Here is a 19,807-nt window from a genome sequence, read left to right as displayed (position 1 = left end):
AATCTATACCGGCCGAGGCGTACTGGCTACAGGTTCGCCAGGATCCGATCGCCGACCTCGACGGTGGACAGCACCGCATCCCCGCGAGTCGCCAGATGCTTCTCCACGGCCGCATCCACCCGGGCCGCCGCCGCGTCCTCGCCAAGGTGAGCCAGCAGCAGCGCCACGCTCATCACGGCGGCGGTCGGATCGGCGATCCCCTGCCCCGCGATGTCGGGGGCACTGCCGTGCACCGGCTCGAACATCGACGGACTGCGCCGCGACCCGTCGATGTTGCCGCTGGCCGCCAGCCCGATGCCGCCGGACACCGCCGCGGCCAGGTCGGTGATGATGTCGCCGAACAGGTTGTCGGTGACGATCACGTCGAAGCGGCCCGGATCGGTGACCAGGTGGATAGTCGCGGCATCGATGTGCTGGTAGGCGACCTCGACCTCGGGGTATTCGGCCCCGACCTGCGCGACGATGCGGGCCCACAGCGAGCCGGCGAAGGTCAGCACGTTCGTCTTGTGCACCAGGGTCAGGTGCTTGCGGCGCGCCTGCGCGCGGGCGAACGCGTCGCGCACCACCCGCTCCACCCCGAAGGCGGTGTTGAGGCTGACCTCGGTGGCCACCTCGTGCTCGGTGCCCACCCGGATCGCGCCGCCGGTACCGGTGTAGGGGCCCTCGGTGCCCTCGCGGACCACCACGAAGTCGATCGCCGGATTGCCGGCCAGTGGCGAATCCACCCCGGCCTGCAGCTTCGACGGCCGCAGGTTGATGTGATGGTCGAGGGCGAAGCGCAGCTTCAGCAGCAGCCCGCGCTCCAGCACGCCCGACGGGACCGACGGGTCGCCGATGGCGCCCAGCAGGATCGCGTCGTAGCCGCGCAGTTCCTCGATGATCTCGTCGGTGAGCAGCTCACCGGTGGCGTGGTAGCGCCGCGCGCCCAGGTCGTAGTCGGTCTTCTCGACCCCGGGCAGCACCGCGTCGAGTACCCGGGTGGCCTGCGCGATTACCTCCGGGCCGATGCCGTCTCCGGCGATGACAGCGAGCTTCATGACAGGTCAACCACCTTCAGCGTCGTCGCGCCGACCGCATCGGCGATGGTGGCGCGCACCTCCTCGGGCACGTCGCGGTCCAGCCGCAGCATGATGGTGGCGCCGTCGCCCTCGGCGTCCTGGGACAGCTGGGCGGCCTCGATGTTCACCTCGGCGGAGCCGAGCAGGGTGCCGATCTTGCCGAGCGCGCCGGGCCGGTCCAGGTAGTTGACGATCATGTTGTAGCCCTCGGCGCGCAGATCCAGGTTGCGTCCGTTGATCTGGATGATCTTCTGCACCAGCTGCGGGCCGGCCAGCGTGCCGGCCACGTTGACCGACGACCCGTCGGACTGCACGGCCAGGATGTCCACCACGCTGCGGTGGTTGCGGCTCTCGGCGGTCTTGGTCAGCTCCGCGGTGACGCCGCGGGTGGCGGCCAGCGCCGGGGTGTTGACGAAGGTGACCTGCTCGCTGACCACGGTGGAGAACAGCCCGCGCAGCGCGGCCAGTTCCAGGATCGCGACATCCTCGGCGGCCAGTTCGCCGCGGATGTGCACGGCCAGCGACACCGGCGGCTCCGGCGACAGCGCACCGGCAAGCACACCCAGCTTGGACACCAGGTCCAGCCACGGGGCGACCTCGTCGCCGACGACGCCGCCGCCGACGTTGACCGCGTCCGGCACGAATTCACCGGCCAGCGCCAGCTTCACGCTCTCGGCCACATCGGTGCCGGCCCGGTCCTGCGCCTCGGCGGTGGAGGCGCCGAGGTGCGGGGTCACCACGACCTGCTCCAGCTCGAACAGCGGGCTGTCGGTGCACGGCTCGGTGTCGAACACGTCCAGCCCGGCGGCCCGGACGTGGCCGCTGGTGATGGCGTCGGCGAGTGCCTGCTCGTCGATCAGGCCACCGCGGGCGGCGTTGACGATGACCACCCCGGGCTTGGTCTTGGCCAGCGCCTCCCGGTTCAGCAGGCCGGCGGTCTCGGGGGTCTTGGGCAGGTGCATGGTGATGAAGTCGGCGCGGGCGAGCACCTCATCGAGCGGCAGCAGCTCGATGCCCAACTGCGCGGCGCGGGCGGCCGGCAGGTAGGGGTCGTAGGCGACGATGTCGGTGTCAAAGGCCGCCAGCCGGTGCGCCACGAGCTGACCGATCCGGCCCAGCCCGACGACGCCGACGGTCTTGCCGAACAGCTCGACGCCGGAGAACTTCGAGCGCTTCCAGGTGCGATCGCGCAGCGTGGCGTCCGCGGCGGGCACCTGCCGGGCCGCCGCCAGCAGCAGCGCGACGGCGTGCTCGGCCGCGCTGTGGATGTTGGACGTCGGGGCGTTGACCACCATCACGCCGCGCGCGGTGGCCGCATCCACGTCGACGTTGTCCAGGCCGACGCCGGCGCGGGCGACGATCTTGAGCTTCGGCGCGGCGGCCAGCACCTCGTCGTCGACGGTGGTGGCCGAGCGCACCAGCAGCGCGTCGGCGTCGCCAACCGCGGCCAGCAGCTTCTCCCGGTCCGGACCGTCCACCCAGCGGACCTCTACCTGGTCACCCAGGGCGTCCACCGTCGATGGGGCGAGCTTGTCGGCAATCAGTACAACAGGAAGACTCACCCGGACAGCCTAATGGGCGGCCGTGAGCGGCCACAAAGCGCGTCCATCCCCCCAACCGGGCCCGACCTGGCGAAAGAGACGGATATGACCGATGTCACCGTCGTCGGCAGTGGCCCCAACGGCCTGAGCGCCGCGCTCACCTGCGCCCGCGCCGGTCTGCGGGTTCGGATCATCGAGGCGCAATCCACCGTCGGCGGCGGCGCTCGCACGCTGCCCGACCCCGAGTACCCCGGCGTCGCCCACGACGTCTGCTCGGCGATCCACCCGATGGCGCTGGCCTCGCCGTTCTTCCGGGCCTTCGGGCTGGCCGACCGGGTCGCGTTGACCAGCCCGCCGATCTCCTACGCCAACCCGCTGGACCGGCGCCCCGCCGCGCTGGCGTATCGCGACCTGGAGCGGACCTGCGCGCAGCTGCGCCATCCCGACTCCTGGCGGGCCATGTTCGCGCCGCTGACCGGCGACAACACCGCCGTGGCCGACGTCATGCTCACCGACAAGCGCTCGCTGCCCCGGCAATCGGCCCTGGCCGGGGCGCTGGGGCTGCGGGTGGCCGCCCAGGCCAGTGCCGGCGGACGCCTGCTGCGCGGCGAGGACGCCCAGGCGTTGTTCGCCGGGGTGGCCGCGCACGCGGTGCGCCCGCTGAACTCGCTGCCGGCCGCCGGTCTGGGCACCGCGCTGGCGGCGCTCGGGCACACCGTCGGGTGGCCGGTTCCCACCGGCGGCAGCCAGGCGATCGTCGAGGCGATGCTGACCGAGTTCACCGCCCACGGCGGTGAACTGGTCCTCGGTGAGCCGGTGACGACACCTCCTCCCGGGGTGGTCATCTACGACCTGCCGGCCCGCGCCCTGCTCGGCATCTATCGCGAGGAGCTGCCGAACCGGTATGCCGCCCGGCTGCGGAGACTGCGGTACGGCGCGGGCGTGGCGAAGGTGGATTTCGTTCTGTCCGAGGAGATTCCGTGGGCAGATCCCCGGCTGTTGGAGACCGCGACGTTCCATCTCGGCGGTTCGCGGGATCAGATGGCAGCGGCCGAAGCGGCGGTGGGCGCCGGCCGGCACGCGCAGTCGCCGATGGTGCTGGCGGCCTCTCCACACGTGGGCGACCCGACTCGGATCGATGAGCGCGGCCGGCGACCGTTCTGGACATATGCCCATGTGCCGCACGGCTCCCCGGTCGACCAGGCCGAGACGGTGACCGCCGCGGTGGAGCGCTTTGCCCCCGGCTTCCGGGATGTGGTGCTGGCGGTGCGCAGCGTGCCGGCCTCGGACATGGCCGGGCACAACGCCAACCTGGTCGGCGGGGACATCACCGGCGGCGGCAACTCGATGTGGCGGGCGATGGCCGGCCCGACGCTGCGCGCCAACCCGTGGGCGCTGCCGGTGCCCCGCGCCTACCTGTGTTCGGCGGCGACCCCGCCCAACGGCGGGGTGCACGGAATGTGCGGGTTCTACGCCGCCCGCACCGCGCTCAGACGGGAATTCGGGCTCCCGGCACCGATACGACGAAGCCCGTCCCGGTGATTCGGGACGGGCCTCGCCGTTGCAGAGATCGGTGCGCGGTTGCTACGCGGTCTCGGTGATCGGCCGGTCCACCCAGCTCATCAGGTCGCGCAGCTTCTTGCCGGTGACCTCGATCGGGTGCTCGGCGTTCTTCTTGCGCAGGCCTTCGAGCTCCTTGTTGCCGCCCTCGACGTTGGCGACCAGGCGCTTGACGAAGGTGCCGTCCTGGATGTCTTTCAAGATGGCGCGCATCCGCTCCTTGGTGTCGGCGTCGATGACCCGCGGACCGGAGATGTAGCCGCCGTACTCGGCGGTGTCGGACACCGAGTAGTTCATCCGGGCGATGCCGCCCTCGTACATCAGGTCGACGATCAGCTTCAGCTCGTGCAACACCTCGAAGTAGGCCATCTCCGGGGCGTAGCCCGCCTCGACCATGACCTCGAAACCGGCCTTGACCAGTTCCTCGGTGCCGCCGCACAGCACGGCCTGCTCACCGAACAGGTCGGTCTCGGTCTCTTCCTTGAAGGTGGTCTTGATGACGCCGGCCCGGGTGCCGCCGATGCCCTTGGCGTAGGACAGCGCCAGCGCCTGGCCCTCACCCTTGGGGTCCTGGTGGATGGCGATCAGCGCGGGCACACCCTTGCCGTCGACGAACTGCCGGCGCACCAGGTGGCCGGGGCCCTTCGGGGCGACCATCCCGACGGTGACGTTCTCCGGGGCCTTGATCAGGCCGAAGTGGATGTTGAGGCCGTGGCCGAAGAACAGCGCGTCGCCGTCCTTGAGGTTCGGCTCGATGTCGCGGGTGAAGATCTCGGCCTGCGCGGTGTCCGGCGCCAGCAGCATGATGACGTCGGCCCACTTGGCGACCTCTTCGGGGGTGTCCACCTCCAGCCCCTGCTCGAGCACCTTCTCGCGGGACTTGGAGTCCTCGCGCAGGCCGACCTTGACCTGGACGCCGGAGTCGCGCAGCGAAAGCGAATGGGCGTGGCCCTGGCTGCCGTAACCGATGACGCCAACCTTGCGGCCCTGGATCAGCGACAGATCCGCATCGTCGTCATAGAACATCTCAACTGCCACTTGCTATTTCCTATCTCTGTTAGGGGTCATGCGTGGTGTCACGATTTTTCCGGTGCCGGTGCCGCGGGCGGGCCGGCCGCCCCGACCGTCGCCGTCAGGATTTCGTGGTGCCGATGCCGCGGGGGCCGCGGGCCAGCGACACGGTGCCGGACTGCACGATCTCACGGATGCCATAGGGCTCCAGCACCCGGAGCAGGGCCTCGATCTTGTCCTGGGTTCCGGTGGCCTCGATGGTCAGCGACTCGGTGGAGACGTCGACGACCTTGGCGCGGAACAGGTTGACCGCCTCGATCACCTGGCTGCGACTGCCGGCGTCGGCCCGGACCTTGATCAGCGCCAGCTCGCGCGACACCGAGTTTTCCTGGTCCTGCTCGACGATCTTGATCACGTTGATCAGCTTGTTGAGCTGCTTGGTGATCTGCTCCAGCGGGAAATCCTCCACCGAGACCACGATCGTCATCCGGGACATGCTCTTGGACTCGGTGGGTCCCACCGCCAGCGACTCAATGTTGTAGCCGCGCCGGGAGAACAGCGCGGCCACTCGTGCCAGGACGCCGGGCTTGTCCTCCACCAGGACGGACAGCGTGTGCGTGGTGGTCATGCGCGGGCTCCTCGGTTTTTCGGGTCGCTCATCAGACCTGGTCCTCGTTGTCGAACAGCGGGCGGATGTCGCGGGCGGCCATGATCTGGTCGTTGCCGGTGCCTGCGGCCACCATCGGCCACACCTGGGCGTCGGCACCGACGATGAAGTCGATGACCACCGGGCGGTCGTTGATCTCGCGGGCCTGCCGGATCACGTCGTCGACGTCTTCCTCACGCTCGCAACGCAATCCGACGCAACCCAGCGCCTCGGCCAGCTTCACGAAGTCCGGGATGCGCTGGCTGTGGGTGGCGAGGTCGGTCTGGCTGTAGCGCTCGCCGTAGAACAGCGTCTGCCACTGCCGCACCATGCCGAGGTTGCCGTTGTTGATCAGCGCAACCTTGATCGGCGCACCCTCAATGGCGCAGGTGGCCAGCTCCTGATTGGTCATCTGGAAGCAGCCGTCGCCGTCGATGGCCCACACCTCGGCCTCCGGGCGGGCCATCTTGGCGCCCATCGCCGCCGGGATGGCAAAGCCCATGGTGCCCAGGCCGCCGGAGTTCAGCCAGGTACGCGGCTTCTCGTACTTGACGAACTGCGCGGCCCACATCTGGTGCTGGCCGACACCCGCCACGTAGATGGCGTCCGGGCCGGCGATCTCGCCGAGCCGCTCGATCACCAGCTCCGGGCTCAGGCTGCCGTCGCTCTGCGGGCCGTAGCTCAGCGGGAAGGTGGCGCGCACCCCGCCCAGGTACTCCCACCAGTCGTCCAGCGCCAGGTTGCCGGGCACATCGGCCTTGCGCAGCGCGGCGATCAACTCGACGATGACGGCCTTGATGTCACCGACGATCGGGACGTCGGCGTGCCGGTTCTTGCCGATCTCGGCCGGGTCGATGTCGGCGTGGATGACCTTGGCCTCCGGCGCGAACGAATCCAGCTGACCGGTCACTCGGTCGTCGAATCGGGTGCCCAGGGCGATCAGCAGGTCGGAGCGCTGCAGCGCGGCCACCGCGCCGACGGCGCCGTGCATGCCCGGCATGCCCATGTGCTGCGGGTGGCTGTCCGGGAACGCGCCGCGCGCCATCAGGGTGGTGACGACGGGAATCCCGGTGATCTGCGCCAGCTCCATCAGTTCGGCGGTCGCGTCGCCGCGGATCACGCCGCCGCCGACATAGAGCACCGGCTTGGTGGCTTCGGCGATGTAGCGGGCGGCCTCCCGGATCTGCCGGCTGTGCGGCTTGGTGTTCGGCTTGTAACCGGGCAGCTCCATCACCGGCGGCCAGGAGAACGTGCACCGCGCCTGCAGAATGTCCTTGGGGATGTCCACCAGCACCGCGCCCGGCCGGCCGGAGGCCGCGATGTGGAACGCCTCGGCCAGCACCCGCGGGATGTCGTCGCCGTTGTTGACCAGGAAGTTGTGCTTGGTGATCGGCATGGTGATGCCGGAGATGTCGGCCTCCTGGAACGCGTCGGTGCCGATCAGGCCGCGGCCGACCTGCCCGGTGATCGCGACGACCGGGATGGAGTCCATCTGGGCGTCGGCCAGCGGCGTGACCAGGTTCGTCGCGCCCGGCCCGGAGGTGGCCATCATGACGCCGACCCGGCCGGTGGCGTGCGCATAGCCGCTGGCGGCGTGCCCGGCACCCTGCTCGTGGCGCACCAGCACGTGGCGCAGCTTCTTCGAGTCGAACAGCGGGTCATAGACCGGCAGCACCGCGCCGCCGGGAATGCCGAAGATGGTGTCGACGTCGAGTTCCTCCAGCGAACGGACCACCGACTCGGCGCCGGTCAGCTGGTATGGGGCGACGGTGCGGCCCGCGCCACGGTCGGCCGCCTTGCCGGCCGGCGCCGGGGAACCGTTGCCGGGGGTGGGGGCGGGCGCATCGATCCCAGGCTTTTCCGCTGGTCGCGTCGTCGGAGCGCTCACGGTGTCCTCATTCGTTCTAGGTTTCGTACAAATTTCTGCCGGGCAACAAAAAACCCTCGCCAGCTCACATGCTGCACGAGGGTTGCGCGTTGGTGCTACGGATAGCTACGACCGGTCACGCACCAACGCGCTGACCAAGTACTACGAGCTTCCGCATGGCCTCGACGGTAGTCCCCGCACAGGTCAACCGTCAAATCACCCGGCAGCATCACCGCGGCCGGCCTCTTCCTCGCGGAAAAACGCCGCTCGTCGAACCGGCAGCACCACCGCGGCCGGCCTCGTCCTCGCGGAAAAACGCCGCTCGTCGAACCGGCAGCACCACCGCGGCCGGCCTCTTCCTCGCGGAAAAACGCCGCTCGTCGAACCGGCAGCACCACCGCGGCCGGCCTCTTCCTCGCGGAAAAACGCCGCTCGTCGAACCGGCCGTATCATGGCCCGCGTGAATAAGCCGGTCGTGATCCGAATCTCCCCGATGGCACACCTGGCCGTCGGCTTCATGGTCCTGGTCATGCTGGTGCCGGTGCTGGCCTGGCCGTGGCTCTCCCCGCTGCTGCTGCTGGCCGTGCTCGCCTCGGTGGCGATCGCACGGTTGCGCACCGAGGCCGACGCCGACGGCGTCACCGCCCGCACCCTGTTGGGCAGCACCCGGCTGGACTGGGCCGACATCGATGGCCTGCACTTCGTGAAGGGCAACTGGGCCCGGGCCCGGCTGCGCGACGGCACCGACGTCCGGCTGCCCGCGGTCACCTTCGCCACCCTGCCGCTGCTGACCGAGGCCAGCCACGGCCGGGTGCCCAACCCGTACCGGTAGCCCGCTTCCGCTACCGGCGGTTCAGCGCCTTTGCCGCGAGCCAGTTGCCGAAGAACTGCGCGGCCTGCACCAGCACGATGATGGCGGCCACCGCGATCCAGGTGACCACCCAGTTGAACCGCTGGTAGCCGTAGACGATGGCGAAGTTGCCCAGCCCGCCGCCGCCGACCGAACCCGCGACCGCGGTCATGTCGACCACCGCGATGAAGACGAAGGTGTAGCCGAGGATCAGCGGGCCGAGCGCCTCGGGCAGCAACACCCGGGTGATGATCCGCAGCGGGCCGGCGCCCATCGCCTGGGCGGCCTCCACCACGCCGGGATCCACCGCCACCAGGTTCTGTTCGACGATCCGGGAGATGCCGAACGAGGCGGCGATGATCAGCGCGAAGATCGCCGCCTTGGTGCCGATGGTGGTGCCGATGACACCAAGGGTCAGCGGCCCGATCGCCACGATGAAGATGATGAACGGAATCGGCCGGACGAAGTTCACCAACACGTTGAGCACGGTGTACACCCAGCGATTGGCCAGAATGCCGCCGCCGCGGGTGGTGTAGAGCAGCACGCCGATCACCAGCCCGAAGAAACCGCCGACAACCAGCGTGACGACCACCATCTGCAGGGTTTCCCACAGCGACTGCCAGAAGATCGGCTGCAGCACCTCCCAGTCGATGTTCACAGTTCCGCCACGCTGGTGTGCTCCCGCAGCGCGGTGATGACCGCGTCCACCTGGGCGTCGGGTCCGGTCAGCTCCAAAGTGAGGCTGCCGACCGAACGCCCGCCCAGCGCCGAGATACCGCCGTAAGCGAACTCGAATCCCACGTCGGTGGCCCGGACCGCCTCGGCCAGCACCGCGCCGATGCGCCGCCGGTCACCGACGCCGACGGCGACCAGCCGGCCCGGGTAGCTGCCGGACAACGCGGCGGCGTCCTCGACCGACGGGGTGTTGTGCATGGCGGTGGCCACGAAACTGGCGGTCAGCTCGGTGCGCGGCTCGGCGAAGATGTCGTACACGCTGCCCTCCTCGATCAGCCGCCCGCGGTCCAGCACCGCGACCCGGTCGGCGATCTTGCGGACCACGTCCATCTCGTGGGTGATCACCACCACGGTGATGCCGAGTTCCTCGTTGACCTTCTTGAGCAGCCGCAACACATCGTTGGTGGTCTGCGGGTCCAGCGCCGAGGTGGCCTCGTCGGCCAGCAGGATCCGCGGGTTGGCGGCCAGCGCGCGGGCGATGCCGACCCGCTGCTTCTGCCCGCCGGACAGTTCGCCCGGATAGGCCCAGGCCTTCTCCGCCAGCCCGACGAAGTGCAGCAGCTCGGCGATCCGGTCGCGGTGCGCCGCCCGGGCCACACCGGCCGATTCCAGCGCGAAGCCGATGTTGCCGTACACCGTCCGCGAGGACAGCAGGTTGAACTGCTGGAACACCATCCCGATCCGGGTGCGGAGTTCACGGACCTGCTTGGGGCGCAGCGTGGTGATGTCGGCGCCCTCCACCAGCACCCGCCCGGAGCTGGGACGTTCCAGCGCGTTGATCATCCGGACCAGGGTGGACTTGCCTGCGCCGGAGCCGCCGATGACCGCCGAGATGGTGCCGGCCTCGACGGCCAGGGTGATTCCCGACAGCGCCTCGAAGGCCCCGGTGTCGCCGCGCACCGGGTAGGTCTTGGAGACGTCGATGAATTCGACGATCGGGGCCATCGCTGCTGCTTTCTGCCGCTACTGACTCTTGAGCTGGGCTTCGAGGTCGGCGGTGATCCGCTGCAGTTCCGAGGCGGGCAGATCGACCATGACCGAGGTGTCACGGGAGGCCTCCATCACCGCCCGGGTCACCTCCGGGGAGTGGTAGATCTCCACAATCCGGGCGAACACCGGGTTGTCCCGGTCGTCGTAGCGGGACACAAAGGCGTTGATGTAGGGCGCCGCGGCCGGGCTGTTGGGGTCGTCGTTGTAGATCGCCGAGGACGGGTCGATGTCGGCGTCCATCGCAAAACCATTGTTGATGACGGCGGCGGCAACCGACAGCAGTGAGGTCACCGTCTGCTGGGCGCTGATCGGGACCACGCTCACCCGGCTGGCGGCGGTGTCGACGTCGGCCGGGGTGGACAGCACGCTGCCGCCGCCGCGCAACCGCACCAAACCGGCCTGCTGCAGCACCAGCAGCGCGCGAGCCTGGTTGGTGGGGTCGTTGGGGATGGCGACCTCGGCGCCGCGCGGGATCTTCGCGACCGTGTCGTAGCGGCGCGAGTACAGGCCCAGCGGCACCACCTGCGTCGAACCGACCGGAACCAGGTTCTGCCCGGCGGCGACGTTGTAGCTGGCCAGGAACTGCAGATGCTGGAACAGGTTGAGGTCGGTCTGGCCCTGGGCGAGTGCGGGATTGGGCTGGGCGTAGTCGGAGAAGTTGACGACCGTGATGGTGATGCCCTCGGCGGCGGCCAGCCGCCGCAGCACCGGCCAGTAGTCGGCGCTGCCCTCGGTGGTGCCGATGGTGACGGCCGCGGACCGGTCGTCGTCGCGCAGGATCGCGCTGGCGCCGCCGAACAGCGAGAACACCAGCCCGACCAGCAGGGCGATCACGATGACGGCGCCGGCGATCACCAGCGAGCGGTCCCGGCGAGGCTTGGGCGGCAGCCACCGCGGGTCGTCGACGTCGGGCACCGGCTGGCGTGCATCGTCCGCACCGCTCACCTGAGCACCCCCAGCATCACCGACCTGCCTTCCCGCGGGACCGCGGCGGCGCTCAGCGCAGCTGGCGTCGGCGGCGGAACCGCACCACGATCACCACCACGACCAGCCCGGCCACCCCGGCGACGGTGGCCTTGACGGCGGGAGTGTTGACCAGCTGCAGGACCCGGGACTTCGCATCGTCGGCGAGCCGACGGGGGTTGGCCCGCTCGGTGAGGGTGTCAACAGTCACCGCCAGCTGGCTACGGGCCGCGTCGATCTCCTGCTTGATGACCTCGGGATCCCGATCCGCCACTTGTCGCTCCTTTTGCCCACGCGCTGCCTACCCGCCGTACTGCCGAACTACCCTAGACCCCCATGACCGAAAACGTTCGTCTGCAACCGGGCGACAAGGCCCCCATGTTCGCGCTGCCCGACGCCGACGGCAATGTGGTGAAGCTGTCCGACTACGCCGGACGCAAGGTGATCGTGTACTTCTACCCGGCCGCGATGACGGCGGGCTGCACCAAGCAGGCCTGCGACTTCCGCGACAACCTGGCCGAACTCAACGGCGCCGGGCTCGACGTCATCGGCATCTCCCCCGACAAGCCGGAGAAACTGGCGAAGTTCCGCGACCGCGACGCGCTGACCTTCCCGCTGCTCGGCGATCCGGACAAGAAGGTGCTCACCGCCTGGGGCGCCTTCGGCGAAAAGAAGCTCTACGGCAAGGTTGTCACCGGGGTGATCCGGTCCACCTTCGTCGTCGACGAAAAGGGTGACATCGAGGTCGCACAGTACAACGTGCGGGCCACCGGCCACGTCGCCAAGCTGCGCCGGGACCTCGCGGTCTGATCACCGCCCGGGATCGCCCAGCAACACCGCCGCCATCAACACCCGCACCCGGGCCCGGGACTGCTCGGTGTTGTCGTAGCCGACCAGCCGACCCAGGTCCACGACCAGAGCGAAGGCCGCGTGCACGGCGAACCGGGCCCGCTCCGGTGGCAGCTCCGGGCGCGCCGCCACCACCAACGCGGCCCACGCCTGCACCGTCGCGACCTGCACGTTGTGCAGGATTGCCCGATCGGCGACCGGAAGGTTGCCCCACTCGGTGTAGTACACGAACGCCAGCTCCGGGTCGTCGAACGACCGCGCCACGTAGGCGTCGATCAGTTCCCGCAGCGCGAGTTCTGGATCAGTCTGCGCGGCAAGGACATTCGCGAGATCACCGGAGACCCGATCGGCGGCCCGCCGGAATGACGCCGCCAGCAGGTCGGCCTTGCCGGCGAAGTATCGATAGATGCCCGAGACCGGCATCCCCACCTCTGCGGCGATGTCCTCCATGCTGGTTTCGTGGTAGTGCCGGACGCTGAACAACCGCATCGCGGCCGTCAGCAGGGCCTCGTAGCGGCCCGCCGCGACCGGGGTTCCCAGGTCCGGGGCCTCCCCGTCCTCGGCGATCGTCGGCAGCTCGACGGCCAGCGCCGCATGCGTCAGTTCCCGCAGCAACTCGCGGATTTCGGCCACAGGCAGCCGGGCCCGATGGTCGGCGATGCTGCCGATCACGCTCAGCGCCGCCGATGACAGGGTCCAGCGCTGCCAGGAGTCCAGCTCCGGCCGGAGCCGGGCCAGCGGCCGCTGCAGCCGCCGGTTGACCAGGTTGATCTGGCCCATCAACACCGCCTGATCCTCGTCGTTGAGGTAGCGGCCCTCCCAGCGGTACAGCCCGCCGGAGGTGCGGTTGGCGATCGAGGTGTCGATGAGCGCCCGGATCACCCGGTCCAGCAACTCGGCGGCATCGGTGTCGCCGGGCGCGTCGTCGGCAAAGGCGGTCTGGTTCACCAACTGCTCGCCCAGCGCGATGACGGCGTCGCGAAAGAGTTGGTACTTGCTGGCGGAATGGCGGTAGAGCGCGGCCGCGGAGATCCCCACCCGGGCGGCAATGTCCCCCATGCTCACCGCGTGATAGCCCAGTGCGCTGAACGCCTCGGCGGACGCCCGGGCGATCTGCGCCTTGCGGTCCTTGGGTCGACGCTTCACCGTCGGCATCGGCTCAGCATTCACGGTCGCCATGCCTCACCCTAACCCGCAGCGACGGCTGAGGAACTGATGATCGCCTATGGAAATTTGAAAATTGCCGCATATGTTTTGAATCTCCTGTACCACAGCATTATTGACCGGTTCCTCGACGTCGCTCGGCCGTGCTGGATAACCAGATTTATGAAGAATCGTCATTAACTTAATCCTTGCGGCGCGGCGTCAGCCGTGACATGCTTCACCCGGCGGAGGTACCGATGCGGCCAACAGCAGCGGCAACACCCGCCCGGTGTTCGATCGGGGAAGAAGCACCATGACCTATGAGTTACCGGCCCCCCGGGGCCCGATGCGCGACCTGATGACGCAGGCCGGCTACATCATCGGGTTCTCGGTGCAGGCACTGGTGAGCGTCGCCGTCGCGGCCACTCGCCGGCGGCTGTCGCTGTTCGAGGTGGTCAGCCAGACGCTGTTCATCGGGCGGGTGTGCACCGGGCCGTCGCTGCTGCTGATGATGCCGATCGGGGTCTTCATCGCGGTCTCCGTCGGCGAACTCGCCGGGCGGATCGGCGCCGGCGGTTACTCCGGGGCAGTGGTGGCGTTCATCGTCGTCGGCCAGGCCGCCGCGCTGGTCTGCGCACTGATGATGGCCGGCGTCGCGGGCGCGGCGATCTGCACCGACCTCGGCTCCCGCAAGATCCGCGAGGAGATCGACGCGATGGAGGTGATGGGCCTGGACCTGGTCGAGCGGCTCGTCGCACCGCGGCTCGTCGCCGCGGTCATCGTGTCAATCACCTTGTGCGCCATGGTGACCTTTGTGGGCGTCCTGGCCTGCTACCTGTACCACATCTACGTCCAGCAACTGCCCGCCGGCAGCTTCCTGGCCACCTTCAGTCAATACGGCCAGGTCTCGGACTTCCTGATGGCGATCGTCAAGGCGGCGCTGTTCGGGTTGACCGCCACCCTGGTGGCGACCTTCAAGGGTCTGCACACCCGGGGCGGACCACGCGGCGTCGCGGACTCGGTCAACGAGGGCGTGGTGATGGCATTCGCGCTGGTCTTCATCCTCAACACCATCCTGTCCGCGCTCTACACGGTCGCGGTGCCCGCGGTGGGGAACTACCGATGACCGCCGTCACCACCTCCGCGCAGTGGCATCAGCTCAGTCGACCGGTCACCGGCGTCTACGACGGCCTGGCCACCCTCGGACGGCACGTCGGCTTCTATCTCGCGGTGCTGCTGTCGCTGCCCCAAGCCCTGGTGCGCTACCGCAGACACACCCTGGGGCAGGTGGGCGAGGTCACCTTCGGAACCCGCTCGCTGCTGTCCGGCGGCGGCACCATCGGCATCGTCTTCGCCATGTCGCTGGCCGCGGCGATGATGCTGGGCGTTGAAACCCAGCGCGGGCTGGACCTGGTCGGGATGAACACCATGTCCGGCATGCTGGCCGCCATCGCCAACACCCGAGAGTTGGCGCCGGTGGTGGTGGCGATCGCGCTGGCCGCCAAGGTCGGCACCGGGTTCACCGCGCAGATCGGCGCGATGCGGATCTCCGACGAGATCGACGCGCTCGATGCCATGGGGATCAACTCGGTGCCCTACCTGATCGGCACCCGGGTGCTCGCGGCCATCGTGTGCGTGGTCCCCATCTACATGATCGGCCTGCTGGCCAGCTACCTGTCCACCCGAACGGTGGTGGTGTTCTTCAACGGCGCCTCCGCCGGTACCTACGACTACTTCTTCCATCTCGCGCTCGGCCCGCAGGACCTGCTGTATTCCGGCATCAAGGCGGTCATCTTCGCCGTCGTGGTGGCGTTGGTGCACTGCACCTACGGATATTTCGCCTCCGGCGGGCCGGCCGGGGTCGGGCAGGCCGCCGGTCGCGCGCTGCGCACCGCCATCCTGGCCATCGGTGTCCTCGACGTACTGCTCACCTTCGCATTGTGGGGCCTGGTCCCCGAGATCCCCGGGATGGGCATATGAGGGCGCACCGCCGCAGGCACTCGCCCGGCAAGCCGACCCTGGCGCTGCGCGGCCTGTGCGCGACGGCCGCGGGCATCGTCGTCGCCGCGCTGCTGGTCGGTCGCGCAACCGGACACCTGGACCCACTGGACGACGTGTACGTCGACGTCCCGGTGGCTGCCGGCCTGATCAGCACCGACGCCCCGGTCCGGTACCACGGCGTCAACGTCGGGCACATTGCCGAAATCCGTTCCGGCACCACCGCCTCGACGGTGCGGTTGGCCATCGAGCGGGCGTCGCTGGACCTCATCCCGAACTCCGTGGTGGTGCGCGTGGTACCGCGGACCTTCTTCGGCGACATCTACCTGCAGTTGGCCGACCGGCCCGGCCCGCGACCGGCGACCGGCCTGGCGCCGGGCGCGGTGATCGCCGTCGACGACAGCGCCGAGGCGACCGCGATGTACGACGTGTTCAAAAGGGTCGTCACCATCTTCGCCAAGATCAAACCCGAACGGATGCAGACCGCCCTGACCGCCCTGAGCCAGGGGTTGCGCAACCGGGGCCGCGACCTCGGCACCACCATCGACAATCTCAGCGACGTCGCCGGCACCCTGACGCCCTCGGCGCTGCGATTCCTCGACGCCACACCGCAATTCCGCGACGTCATGCAAAGCCTGCACACCGCGACACCCGACATCATCGAGACCCTGTCCGCGGCCACCGCGGTGTCCAACCGAATGGTCGCCGACCCGTCGTTCACCTCGGCGCTCGATGCCCTCGCCGGCCTCGGGTCGGTGCTGACCCCGTTCCTGGCCGACCACCGCGGTGAGCTCATCACCATTCTCGACGCCGCGGGCGCGGTGCTGGCCACCACGGCCGCCCGGCCCCAGCGCCTGGTCGACACCCTTTCGGGGGCAAAGGCATTCGGGGACGGGGGCGCGCGGACCTTCGCCACCGGCAAGTTCAGCATCACCGCCGTCGGCACCTTCGCCGAACCGATGCCCTACTCCGGCGCCGACTGCCCGAGCTATGGCGAGCTGCGCGGCGCGCACTGCGCCGATGCCACCGCGGTCGATCCCGGCACCGGCGCGCCCACCCGCTACGCGACGCTGTCCCCGGTCGATCCCTCCACCCCCGCCGCCAACATGCCCGTGCCGCACCAGCTGGTGGACCCCGAGGGGCTGCCGCTGTCCCCGGCCCCGGGCCCGGCTGAACCCGCGCCCGCAGGACCCGCTCCGGCGCCGTCGCCCTATCCCGCCGAGGCTCACCCGGCATCGGCGATCGTCGGCGGCGACGACGAGGCCGGCGCGCTGACGCTGCTCCAGGATGCCGTGCTGGGCGGGCAGCACCCGGCGCAACGGCCGAACATCGCCACCGTGGTGGTGCTCGGCCCGCTGGTCCGCGGCACCAAGGTGGCGATGTCATGAAGCTCGCACCGATGTCCTGGGTCAAGCTCACCCTGTTCTGTCTGATCGGCCTGATGTGCGGGGTGCTGGTGGTCAACACCCTGTCCATGCCGGTACGCGGCCCCAGCGCGGAATACGTCGCGCAGTTCAGCAGCGTGGAGGGCCTCAACGCCGGCAACCCGGTCATGATGAATGGCATCCGGGTCGGCCGGGTCGACTCGATTCGCTTCGCGGACAACGGAAACGGCACCGCTCGCGCGGACGTGAGCCTGCGGCTGCGGGCGGACGTCTCGCTCTCGACCAACGTCACCGCCGCGGTCCGCTACGGGGACATGCTCGGTGCCCGCTACGTCGCGCTGTCCGACCCCGGCGGCGCCATCATCGCGGTGTCCACCGACGGCGAGTCCGCCCGGCTGTCTCCCGGGGACACCATTGCGCTGGCCCAGACCACCCCCGCGGTCGATCTGACCGCGCTGTTCAACGGCTTCAAGCCACTGTTCGACGCGCTGGCACCCGACCAGGTCAACGCCCTGACCCGCGGGTTCGTCGAAACCTTCGCCGGCCAGGAACAGAGCGTGAGCACGCTGCTCGCCCAGATCGCCGCCATGAGCGCCTCGATGGGCGGCAACGCGGAGTTGTTCAGCACCGTGCTGAACAACCTGTCCACCACGATGGCCTCGGTCGACGCCCGCCGGCCCGAACTGCAGCAGATGCTGGCCGGCCTGCATCGCCTGACCGCCACCGTCAACGGGCCCGACGGCCAACTGGACCTGATGCTGGACCAGAGCAACGCGGTGCTCAGCACGCTGGCCGCCACCGTCGCAAGCTCCGGCCAGACCTACGGTGCGGCCATCGGCGACCTCAATGCCCTGCTGGCCACCTGGGAAGACAGCACCCCGGAATTCACCGGGTTCCTGGAGCGACTCCCACAGTTCTCCGACGCCATCAACCGCTCGACCAGCTACGGGGGTTTCGTGAGCCTGTACCTGTGCAACTTCACCCTGAAGATCGCCAAGCACGAGGCCAACATCTTCGGCAGCCGCCATTCCGAGGTGTGCCTGCCATGATGCTGCTGGTCAAACTGATCGACCTGTTCGTCGGCGCGGTGCTCTTCCTGTTCTCCAAACAACGCCGCCACAACCCGTCGGTGCCGCTGGCACTGGGCACCATCGGCACCCTGGCGCTGATCCTGGTGACGCTGGCGACGGTCGCGCTGCCGCGGGCCTGGTACTACGTGCGCACCCAGGAGTACACCGCCGAACTGGCCAACGCCAGCGGCCTGACAGCCCGCGATCCGGTGTACATCGCCGGGGTGCCCGCCGGCCAGATCGATCGCATCACGCTGGCCGGTGATCATGTCCGGGTCGGCTTCCGCCTCGATTCCCGGCAGTCCCTCGGCGACCGGACCACCGCAACCGTGCGGCTGCGCACGGTGCTGGGCAAGCGATTCTTCGACATCATGCCGGCCGGTGTGGCCGAACCCGACTCCCCCACCGTGATTCCGCTGGCCCGAACCACCGTGCCGTACAGCCTCGAAGACGTCGGCCGCAAGGCCATCGACGCGGCCGCCGGGGTTGATCAGCAGGCCCTGACCCAGGCGATGCGCACGGTCTCCGACTCGCTGCCGGCCGACAACACCGACCTGCGCACCGCGCTGGCCGGGATCGGCAGCGCCAGCGCCGTGTTCGCCGACAACGGCGAGAAACTCGACGCGCTGCTGCGGGTTTCGCGGTCACTGTCGGACCTGTTCGTCGAACAGAACGACAACCTGGTCGACACGCTGGCGGGAACCAAAGCCATCGTGCGCAGTCTCACCGCCCGCCGTCAGGCCCTCGGCCAGGTGGTCGGCAACCTGTCGCTGGTACTCGACCAACTGAGCACCGTCTACCGCGACCGGCAGGCCGAGTTCGGTGAACTGATCACCCGGTTGTCCGCCGTCACCGCCACGCTGAAGAACAACGCCGAACGGATCGACCAGACCTTGCTGAAGATGCCGGCGGCGATCCGCGCGATCACCAACGCCACCGGCAATGGGAACTGGGCCGACGTCAACTCGCCGAGCATCGTGATGCCGGACAACCTGTTGTGCGCGCTCAACATTCAACGGGAGTGCCGATGATCGGGATGCGACGGGCCGTGGTGATCGCGGTCGGGCTGGCGATGTTCGTCGGCGGTGGCAGCTGGTTCGTGTTCGCCCGCACCGACACCGCCACCACCGTGCACGCGGATTTCAGCTACGTCAACGGCATCTACCCGGGCAGCAAGGTGACCATCCTTGGCGTCCCGGTCGGCCAGGTCACCGCCGTTGAGCCGCAGGGCACCTCGGTGCGGGTGAGCATGTCGGTGCCCGGTGACATCGCACTGCCCGCCGACGTCAACGCCTACATCCTGAGCCCGGCCCTGATCAGCGATCGCAGCGTCGATCTCGGGCCTGCCTATTCCGGAACCGGGCCGACACTGTCCGATGGCCAGGTCATCCCCGCCGAACGGGCGCACGCCCCAATCACCTTCGACAGCATGCTCGGCAGCCTGAACACCCTGTCCGCGGCGCTGAGCCCGGAGAACGGCGACCTCTCCACGCTGTTGTCCCGGGGCGCCGACCAGTGGCGCAACCAGGGCAGCCAGTTCAACACCGCGGTCCGCAACCTGGGCACCGCCACCGGTGTGCTGGGCGCCCGCAGCGGCGACATCGACGCCGTCGTGCAAAATCTGTCCACCCTGATGGCCGCGTTCGATCAGCGCCAGGTCTCGGTCAGCGAGTTGACCGAACAGCTCGGCCAGCTCGGCAACGCGTGGGCGGACCAGAACTTCGACGTCACCGGCACCGTCAGCGACCTGCAGACCGTGCTGGACGAGGTGACCCGCGTCGTCGACAAGCACGGCGACGAGTTGGGTTCCATCTCCGGCAACCTCAACGCCGTCGGCGACATCCTGGTACGCCATCAGGGCGGCCTGGCCGAGTTCATGGACCTGGTCCCGCTGATGATGCAGAACCTCGGCGCAACGATCGGCCCCGACCGGCGCGGTCGCATCCGGCTCAACGTGTCATCGCGGCTGACCCAGTTCGCCGCCGCACACGACTTCTGCGAACGCACCCGGTGGCCAATCTGCTCCGGCCTTGGCCTGACCAACCCGATCTCCTATCCGATCAGCCGCTCCGATCCGCTGGGCATCATCACCGCCATCACCGGAGTCGCGCCACCGCCCAATCCCCGGTACCCGAGGTGAT

Annotated in this window: 19 protein-coding genes; 9 read left to right on the top strand and 10 right to left on the bottom strand. The window is 69.1% G+C overall.

The features are described 5' to 3' along the window. Positions 1–26: 26 nt before the first annotated feature. Together G6N10_RS01015 and serA are read right to left on the bottom strand one after the other, a co-directional pair. Complete coding sequence (locus tag G6N10_RS01015; protein ID WP_085093623.1) at positions 27–1,037, bottom strand: 3-isopropylmalate dehydrogenase; 1,011 nt, start codon at positions 1,035–1,037, stop codon at positions 27–29. Continuing rightward, the gene (serA, locus tag G6N10_RS01010; RefSeq protein WP_085093620.1) at positions 1,034–2,620 is read right to left on the bottom strand and encodes a phosphoglycerate dehydrogenase; all 1,587 of its coding nucleotides are present in this window, start codon (positions 2,618–2,620) and stop codon (positions 1,034–1,036) included. The genes G6N10_RS01015 and serA overlap by 4 nt, the downstream gene beginning before the upstream one ends. 84 nt (positions 2,621–2,704) lie before the next feature. On the opposite strand from serA, the gene G6N10_RS01005 reads away from it, so the two are divergent. Then, on the top strand, positions 2,705–4,141 hold the full coding sequence (locus G6N10_RS01005) for a phytoene desaturase family protein (protein WP_085093618.1): 1,437 nt from the start codon (positions 2,705–2,707) through the stop codon (positions 4,139–4,141). 42 nt (positions 4,142–4,183) lie between these two features. Here the strand turns inward: G6N10_RS01005 and ilvC are convergent, their stop codons facing one another. The 3 genes from ilvC to G6N10_RS00990 form a co-directional block, all read right to left on the bottom strand. Continuing rightward, positions 4,184–5,185, bottom strand: a complete 1,002-nt coding sequence (gene ilvC / locus G6N10_RS01000; protein WP_179962863.1) for a ketol-acid reductoisomerase — start codon at positions 5,183–5,185, stop codon at positions 4,184–4,186. 106 nt (positions 5,186–5,291) lie between these two features. Beyond that, complete coding sequence (gene ilvN / locus G6N10_RS00995) at positions 5,292–5,798, bottom strand: acetolactate synthase small subunit (protein ID WP_085093614.1); 507 nt, start codon at positions 5,796–5,798, stop codon at positions 5,292–5,294. Positions 5,799–5,829: 31 nt separating this feature from the next. After that, positions 5,830–7,704: an acetolactate synthase large subunit gene (locus G6N10_RS00990; RefSeq protein ID WP_085093612.1), complete on the bottom strand. Its 1,875-nt coding sequence runs from the start codon at positions 7,702–7,704 to the stop codon at positions 5,830–5,832. 472 nt (positions 7,705–8,176) lie between these two features. Here G6N10_RS00990 and G6N10_RS00985 point away from each other — a divergent pair, with 472 nt between their 5' ends. Continuing rightward, a complete protein-coding gene (locus G6N10_RS00985; RefSeq protein ID WP_109750425.1) occupies positions 8,177–8,515 on the top strand; it encodes a PH domain-containing protein in 339 nt (112 codons plus the stop codon). A 10-nt stretch (positions 8,516–8,525) separates the two neighbouring features. On the opposite strand, the gene G6N10_RS00980 is transcribed toward G6N10_RS00985, so the two are convergent. From G6N10_RS00980 to G6N10_RS00965, 4 genes are read right to left on the bottom strand one after another with little or no spacing between them, the layout of a single operon-like run. Next, positions 8,526–9,191 carry a methionine ABC transporter permease gene (locus G6N10_RS00980; protein WP_085093608.1) on the bottom strand — a complete coding sequence of 222 codons (666 nt, stop codon included), beginning with the start codon at positions 9,189–9,191 and terminating at the stop codon, positions 8,526–8,528. Beyond that, a complete protein-coding gene (locus G6N10_RS00975; RefSeq protein WP_085093606.1) occupies positions 9,188–10,213 on the bottom strand; it encodes a methionine ABC transporter ATP-binding protein in 1,026 nt (341 codons plus the stop codon). Before G6N10_RS00975 ends, G6N10_RS00980 begins: the two co-directional genes overlap by 4 nt. An 18-nt stretch (positions 10,214–10,231) precedes the next feature. Continuing rightward, complete coding sequence (locus tag G6N10_RS00970) at positions 10,232–11,203, bottom strand: MetQ/NlpA family ABC transporter substrate-binding protein (RefSeq protein WP_234810447.1); 972 nt, start codon at positions 11,201–11,203, stop codon at positions 10,232–10,234. Positions 11,204–11,255: 52 nt separating this feature from the next. Next, the gene (locus G6N10_RS00965; RefSeq protein WP_085093604.1) at positions 11,256–11,495 is read right to left on the bottom strand and encodes a DUF3618 domain-containing protein; all 240 of its coding nucleotides are present in this window, start codon (positions 11,493–11,495) and stop codon (positions 11,256–11,258) included. Positions 11,496–11,557: 62 nt separating this feature from the next. Between G6N10_RS00965 and bcp the strand changes: the two genes are divergently transcribed. After that, positions 11,558–12,031, top strand: a complete 474-nt coding sequence (gene bcp / locus G6N10_RS00960) for a thioredoxin-dependent thiol peroxidase (protein WP_085093602.1) — start codon at positions 11,558–11,560, stop codon at positions 12,029–12,031. On the opposite strand, the gene G6N10_RS00955 is transcribed toward bcp, so the two are convergent. Next, positions 12,032–13,249, bottom strand: coding sequence for a TetR/AcrR family transcriptional regulator (locus tag G6N10_RS00955; RefSeq protein WP_085093600.1), 1,218 nt, complete (start codon positions 13,247–13,249; stop codon positions 12,032–12,034). A 277-nt stretch (positions 13,250–13,526) separates the two neighbouring features. Here G6N10_RS00955 and G6N10_RS00950 point away from each other — a divergent pair, with 277 nt between their 5' ends. From G6N10_RS00950 to G6N10_RS00925, 6 genes are read left to right on the top strand one after another with little or no spacing between them, the layout of a single operon-like run. Continuing rightward, positions 13,527–14,339 (top strand): MlaE family ABC transporter permease, encoded by an 813-nt coding sequence (locus G6N10_RS00950; protein WP_085093598.1) that lies wholly within the window; start codon positions 13,527–13,529, stop codon positions 14,337–14,339. Continuing rightward, entirely contained in the window at positions 14,336–15,193 is an 858-nt protein-coding gene (locus G6N10_RS00945; RefSeq protein ID WP_085093596.1) for an MlaE family ABC transporter permease, read from the top strand. The genes G6N10_RS00950 and G6N10_RS00945 overlap by 4 nt, the downstream gene beginning before the upstream one ends. Beyond that, positions 15,190–16,599, top strand: a complete 1,410-nt coding sequence (locus tag G6N10_RS00940) for an MCE family protein (protein WP_085093594.1) — start codon at positions 15,190–15,192, stop codon at positions 16,597–16,599. The genes G6N10_RS00945 and G6N10_RS00940 overlap by 4 nt, the downstream gene beginning before the upstream one ends. Next, the gene (locus G6N10_RS00935) at positions 16,596–17,645 is read left to right on the top strand and encodes an MCE family protein (protein ID WP_085093592.1); all 1,050 of its coding nucleotides are present in this window, start codon (positions 16,596–16,598) and stop codon (positions 17,643–17,645) included. The genes G6N10_RS00940 and G6N10_RS00935 overlap by 4 nt, the downstream gene beginning before the upstream one ends. Beyond that, on the top strand, positions 17,642–18,697 hold the full coding sequence (locus G6N10_RS00930; protein WP_308206124.1) for an MCE family protein: 1,056 nt from the start codon (positions 17,642–17,644) through the stop codon (positions 18,695–18,697). The genes G6N10_RS00935 and G6N10_RS00930 overlap by 4 nt, the downstream gene beginning before the upstream one ends. Next, positions 18,694–19,806 (top strand): MCE family protein, encoded by a 1,113-nt coding sequence (locus tag G6N10_RS00925; protein WP_085093876.1) that lies wholly within the window; start codon positions 18,694–18,696, stop codon positions 19,804–19,806. Before G6N10_RS00930 ends, G6N10_RS00925 begins: the two co-directional genes overlap by 4 nt. Position 19,807: the final 1 nt, after the last annotated feature.

It is taken from the genome of Mycolicibacterium fallax, assembly GCF_010726955.1.
GTDB classification, from domain to species: domain Bacteria; phylum Actinomycetota; class Actinomycetes; order Mycobacteriales; family Mycobacteriaceae; genus Mycobacterium; species Mycobacterium fallax.
Note: the sequence above shows the minus strand (reverse complement) of the source record. Positions and strands in the feature narration are given on the sequence as shown.

What these genes read in the sequence shown, in the direction of transcription:
- G6N10_RS01015 (WP_085093623.1), bottom strand. Translation starts at nt 1,037, where the DNA reads ATGAAGCTCGCTGTCATCGCCGGAGACGGCATCGGCCCGGAGGTAATC.
- G6N10_RS01005 (WP_085093618.1), top strand. Translation starts at nt 2,705, where the DNA reads ATGACCGATGTCACCGTCGTCGGCAGTGGCCCCAACGGCCTGAGCGCC.
- ilvC (WP_179962863.1), bottom strand. Translation starts at nt 5,185, where the DNA reads ATGTTCTATGACGACGATGCGGATCTGTCGCTGATCCAGGGCCGCAAG.
- ilvN (WP_085093614.1), bottom strand. Translation starts at nt 5,798, where the DNA reads ATGACCACCACGCACACGCTGTCCGTCCTGGTGGAGGACAAGCCCGGC.
- G6N10_RS00985 (WP_109750425.1), top strand. Translation starts at nt 8,177, where the DNA reads ATGGCACACCTGGCCGTCGGCTTCATGGTCCTGGTCATGCTGGTGCCG.
- G6N10_RS00975 (WP_085093606.1), bottom strand. Translation starts at nt 10,213, where the DNA reads ATGGCCCCGATCGTCGAATTCATCGACGTCTCCAAGACCTACCCGGTG.
- bcp (WP_085093602.1), top strand. Translation starts at nt 11,558, where the DNA reads ATGACCGAAAACGTTCGTCTGCAACCGGGCGACAAGGCCCCCATGTTC.
- G6N10_RS00955 (WP_085093600.1), bottom strand. Translation starts at nt 13,249, where the DNA reads ATGGCGACCGTGAATGCTGAGCCGATGCCGACGGTGAAGCGTCGACCC.
- G6N10_RS00950 (WP_085093598.1), top strand. Translation starts at nt 13,527, where the DNA reads ATGACCTATGAGTTACCGGCCCCCCGGGGCCCGATGCGCGACCTGATG.
- G6N10_RS00945 (WP_085093596.1), top strand. Translation starts at nt 14,336, where the DNA reads ATGACCGCCGTCACCACCTCCGCGCAGTGGCATCAGCTCAGTCGACCG.
- G6N10_RS00940 (WP_085093594.1), top strand. Translation starts at nt 15,190, where the DNA reads ATGAGGGCGCACCGCCGCAGGCACTCGCCCGGCAAGCCGACCCTGGCG.
- G6N10_RS00935 (WP_085093592.1), top strand. Translation starts at nt 16,596, where the DNA reads ATGAAGCTCGCACCGATGTCCTGGGTCAAGCTCACCCTGTTCTGTCTG.
- G6N10_RS00930 (WP_308206124.1), top strand. Translation starts at nt 17,642, where the DNA reads ATGATGCTGCTGGTCAAACTGATCGACCTGTTCGTCGGCGCGGTGCTC.
- G6N10_RS00925 (WP_085093876.1), top strand. Translation starts at nt 18,694, where the DNA reads ATGATCGGGATGCGACGGGCCGTGGTGATCGCGGTCGGGCTGGCGATG.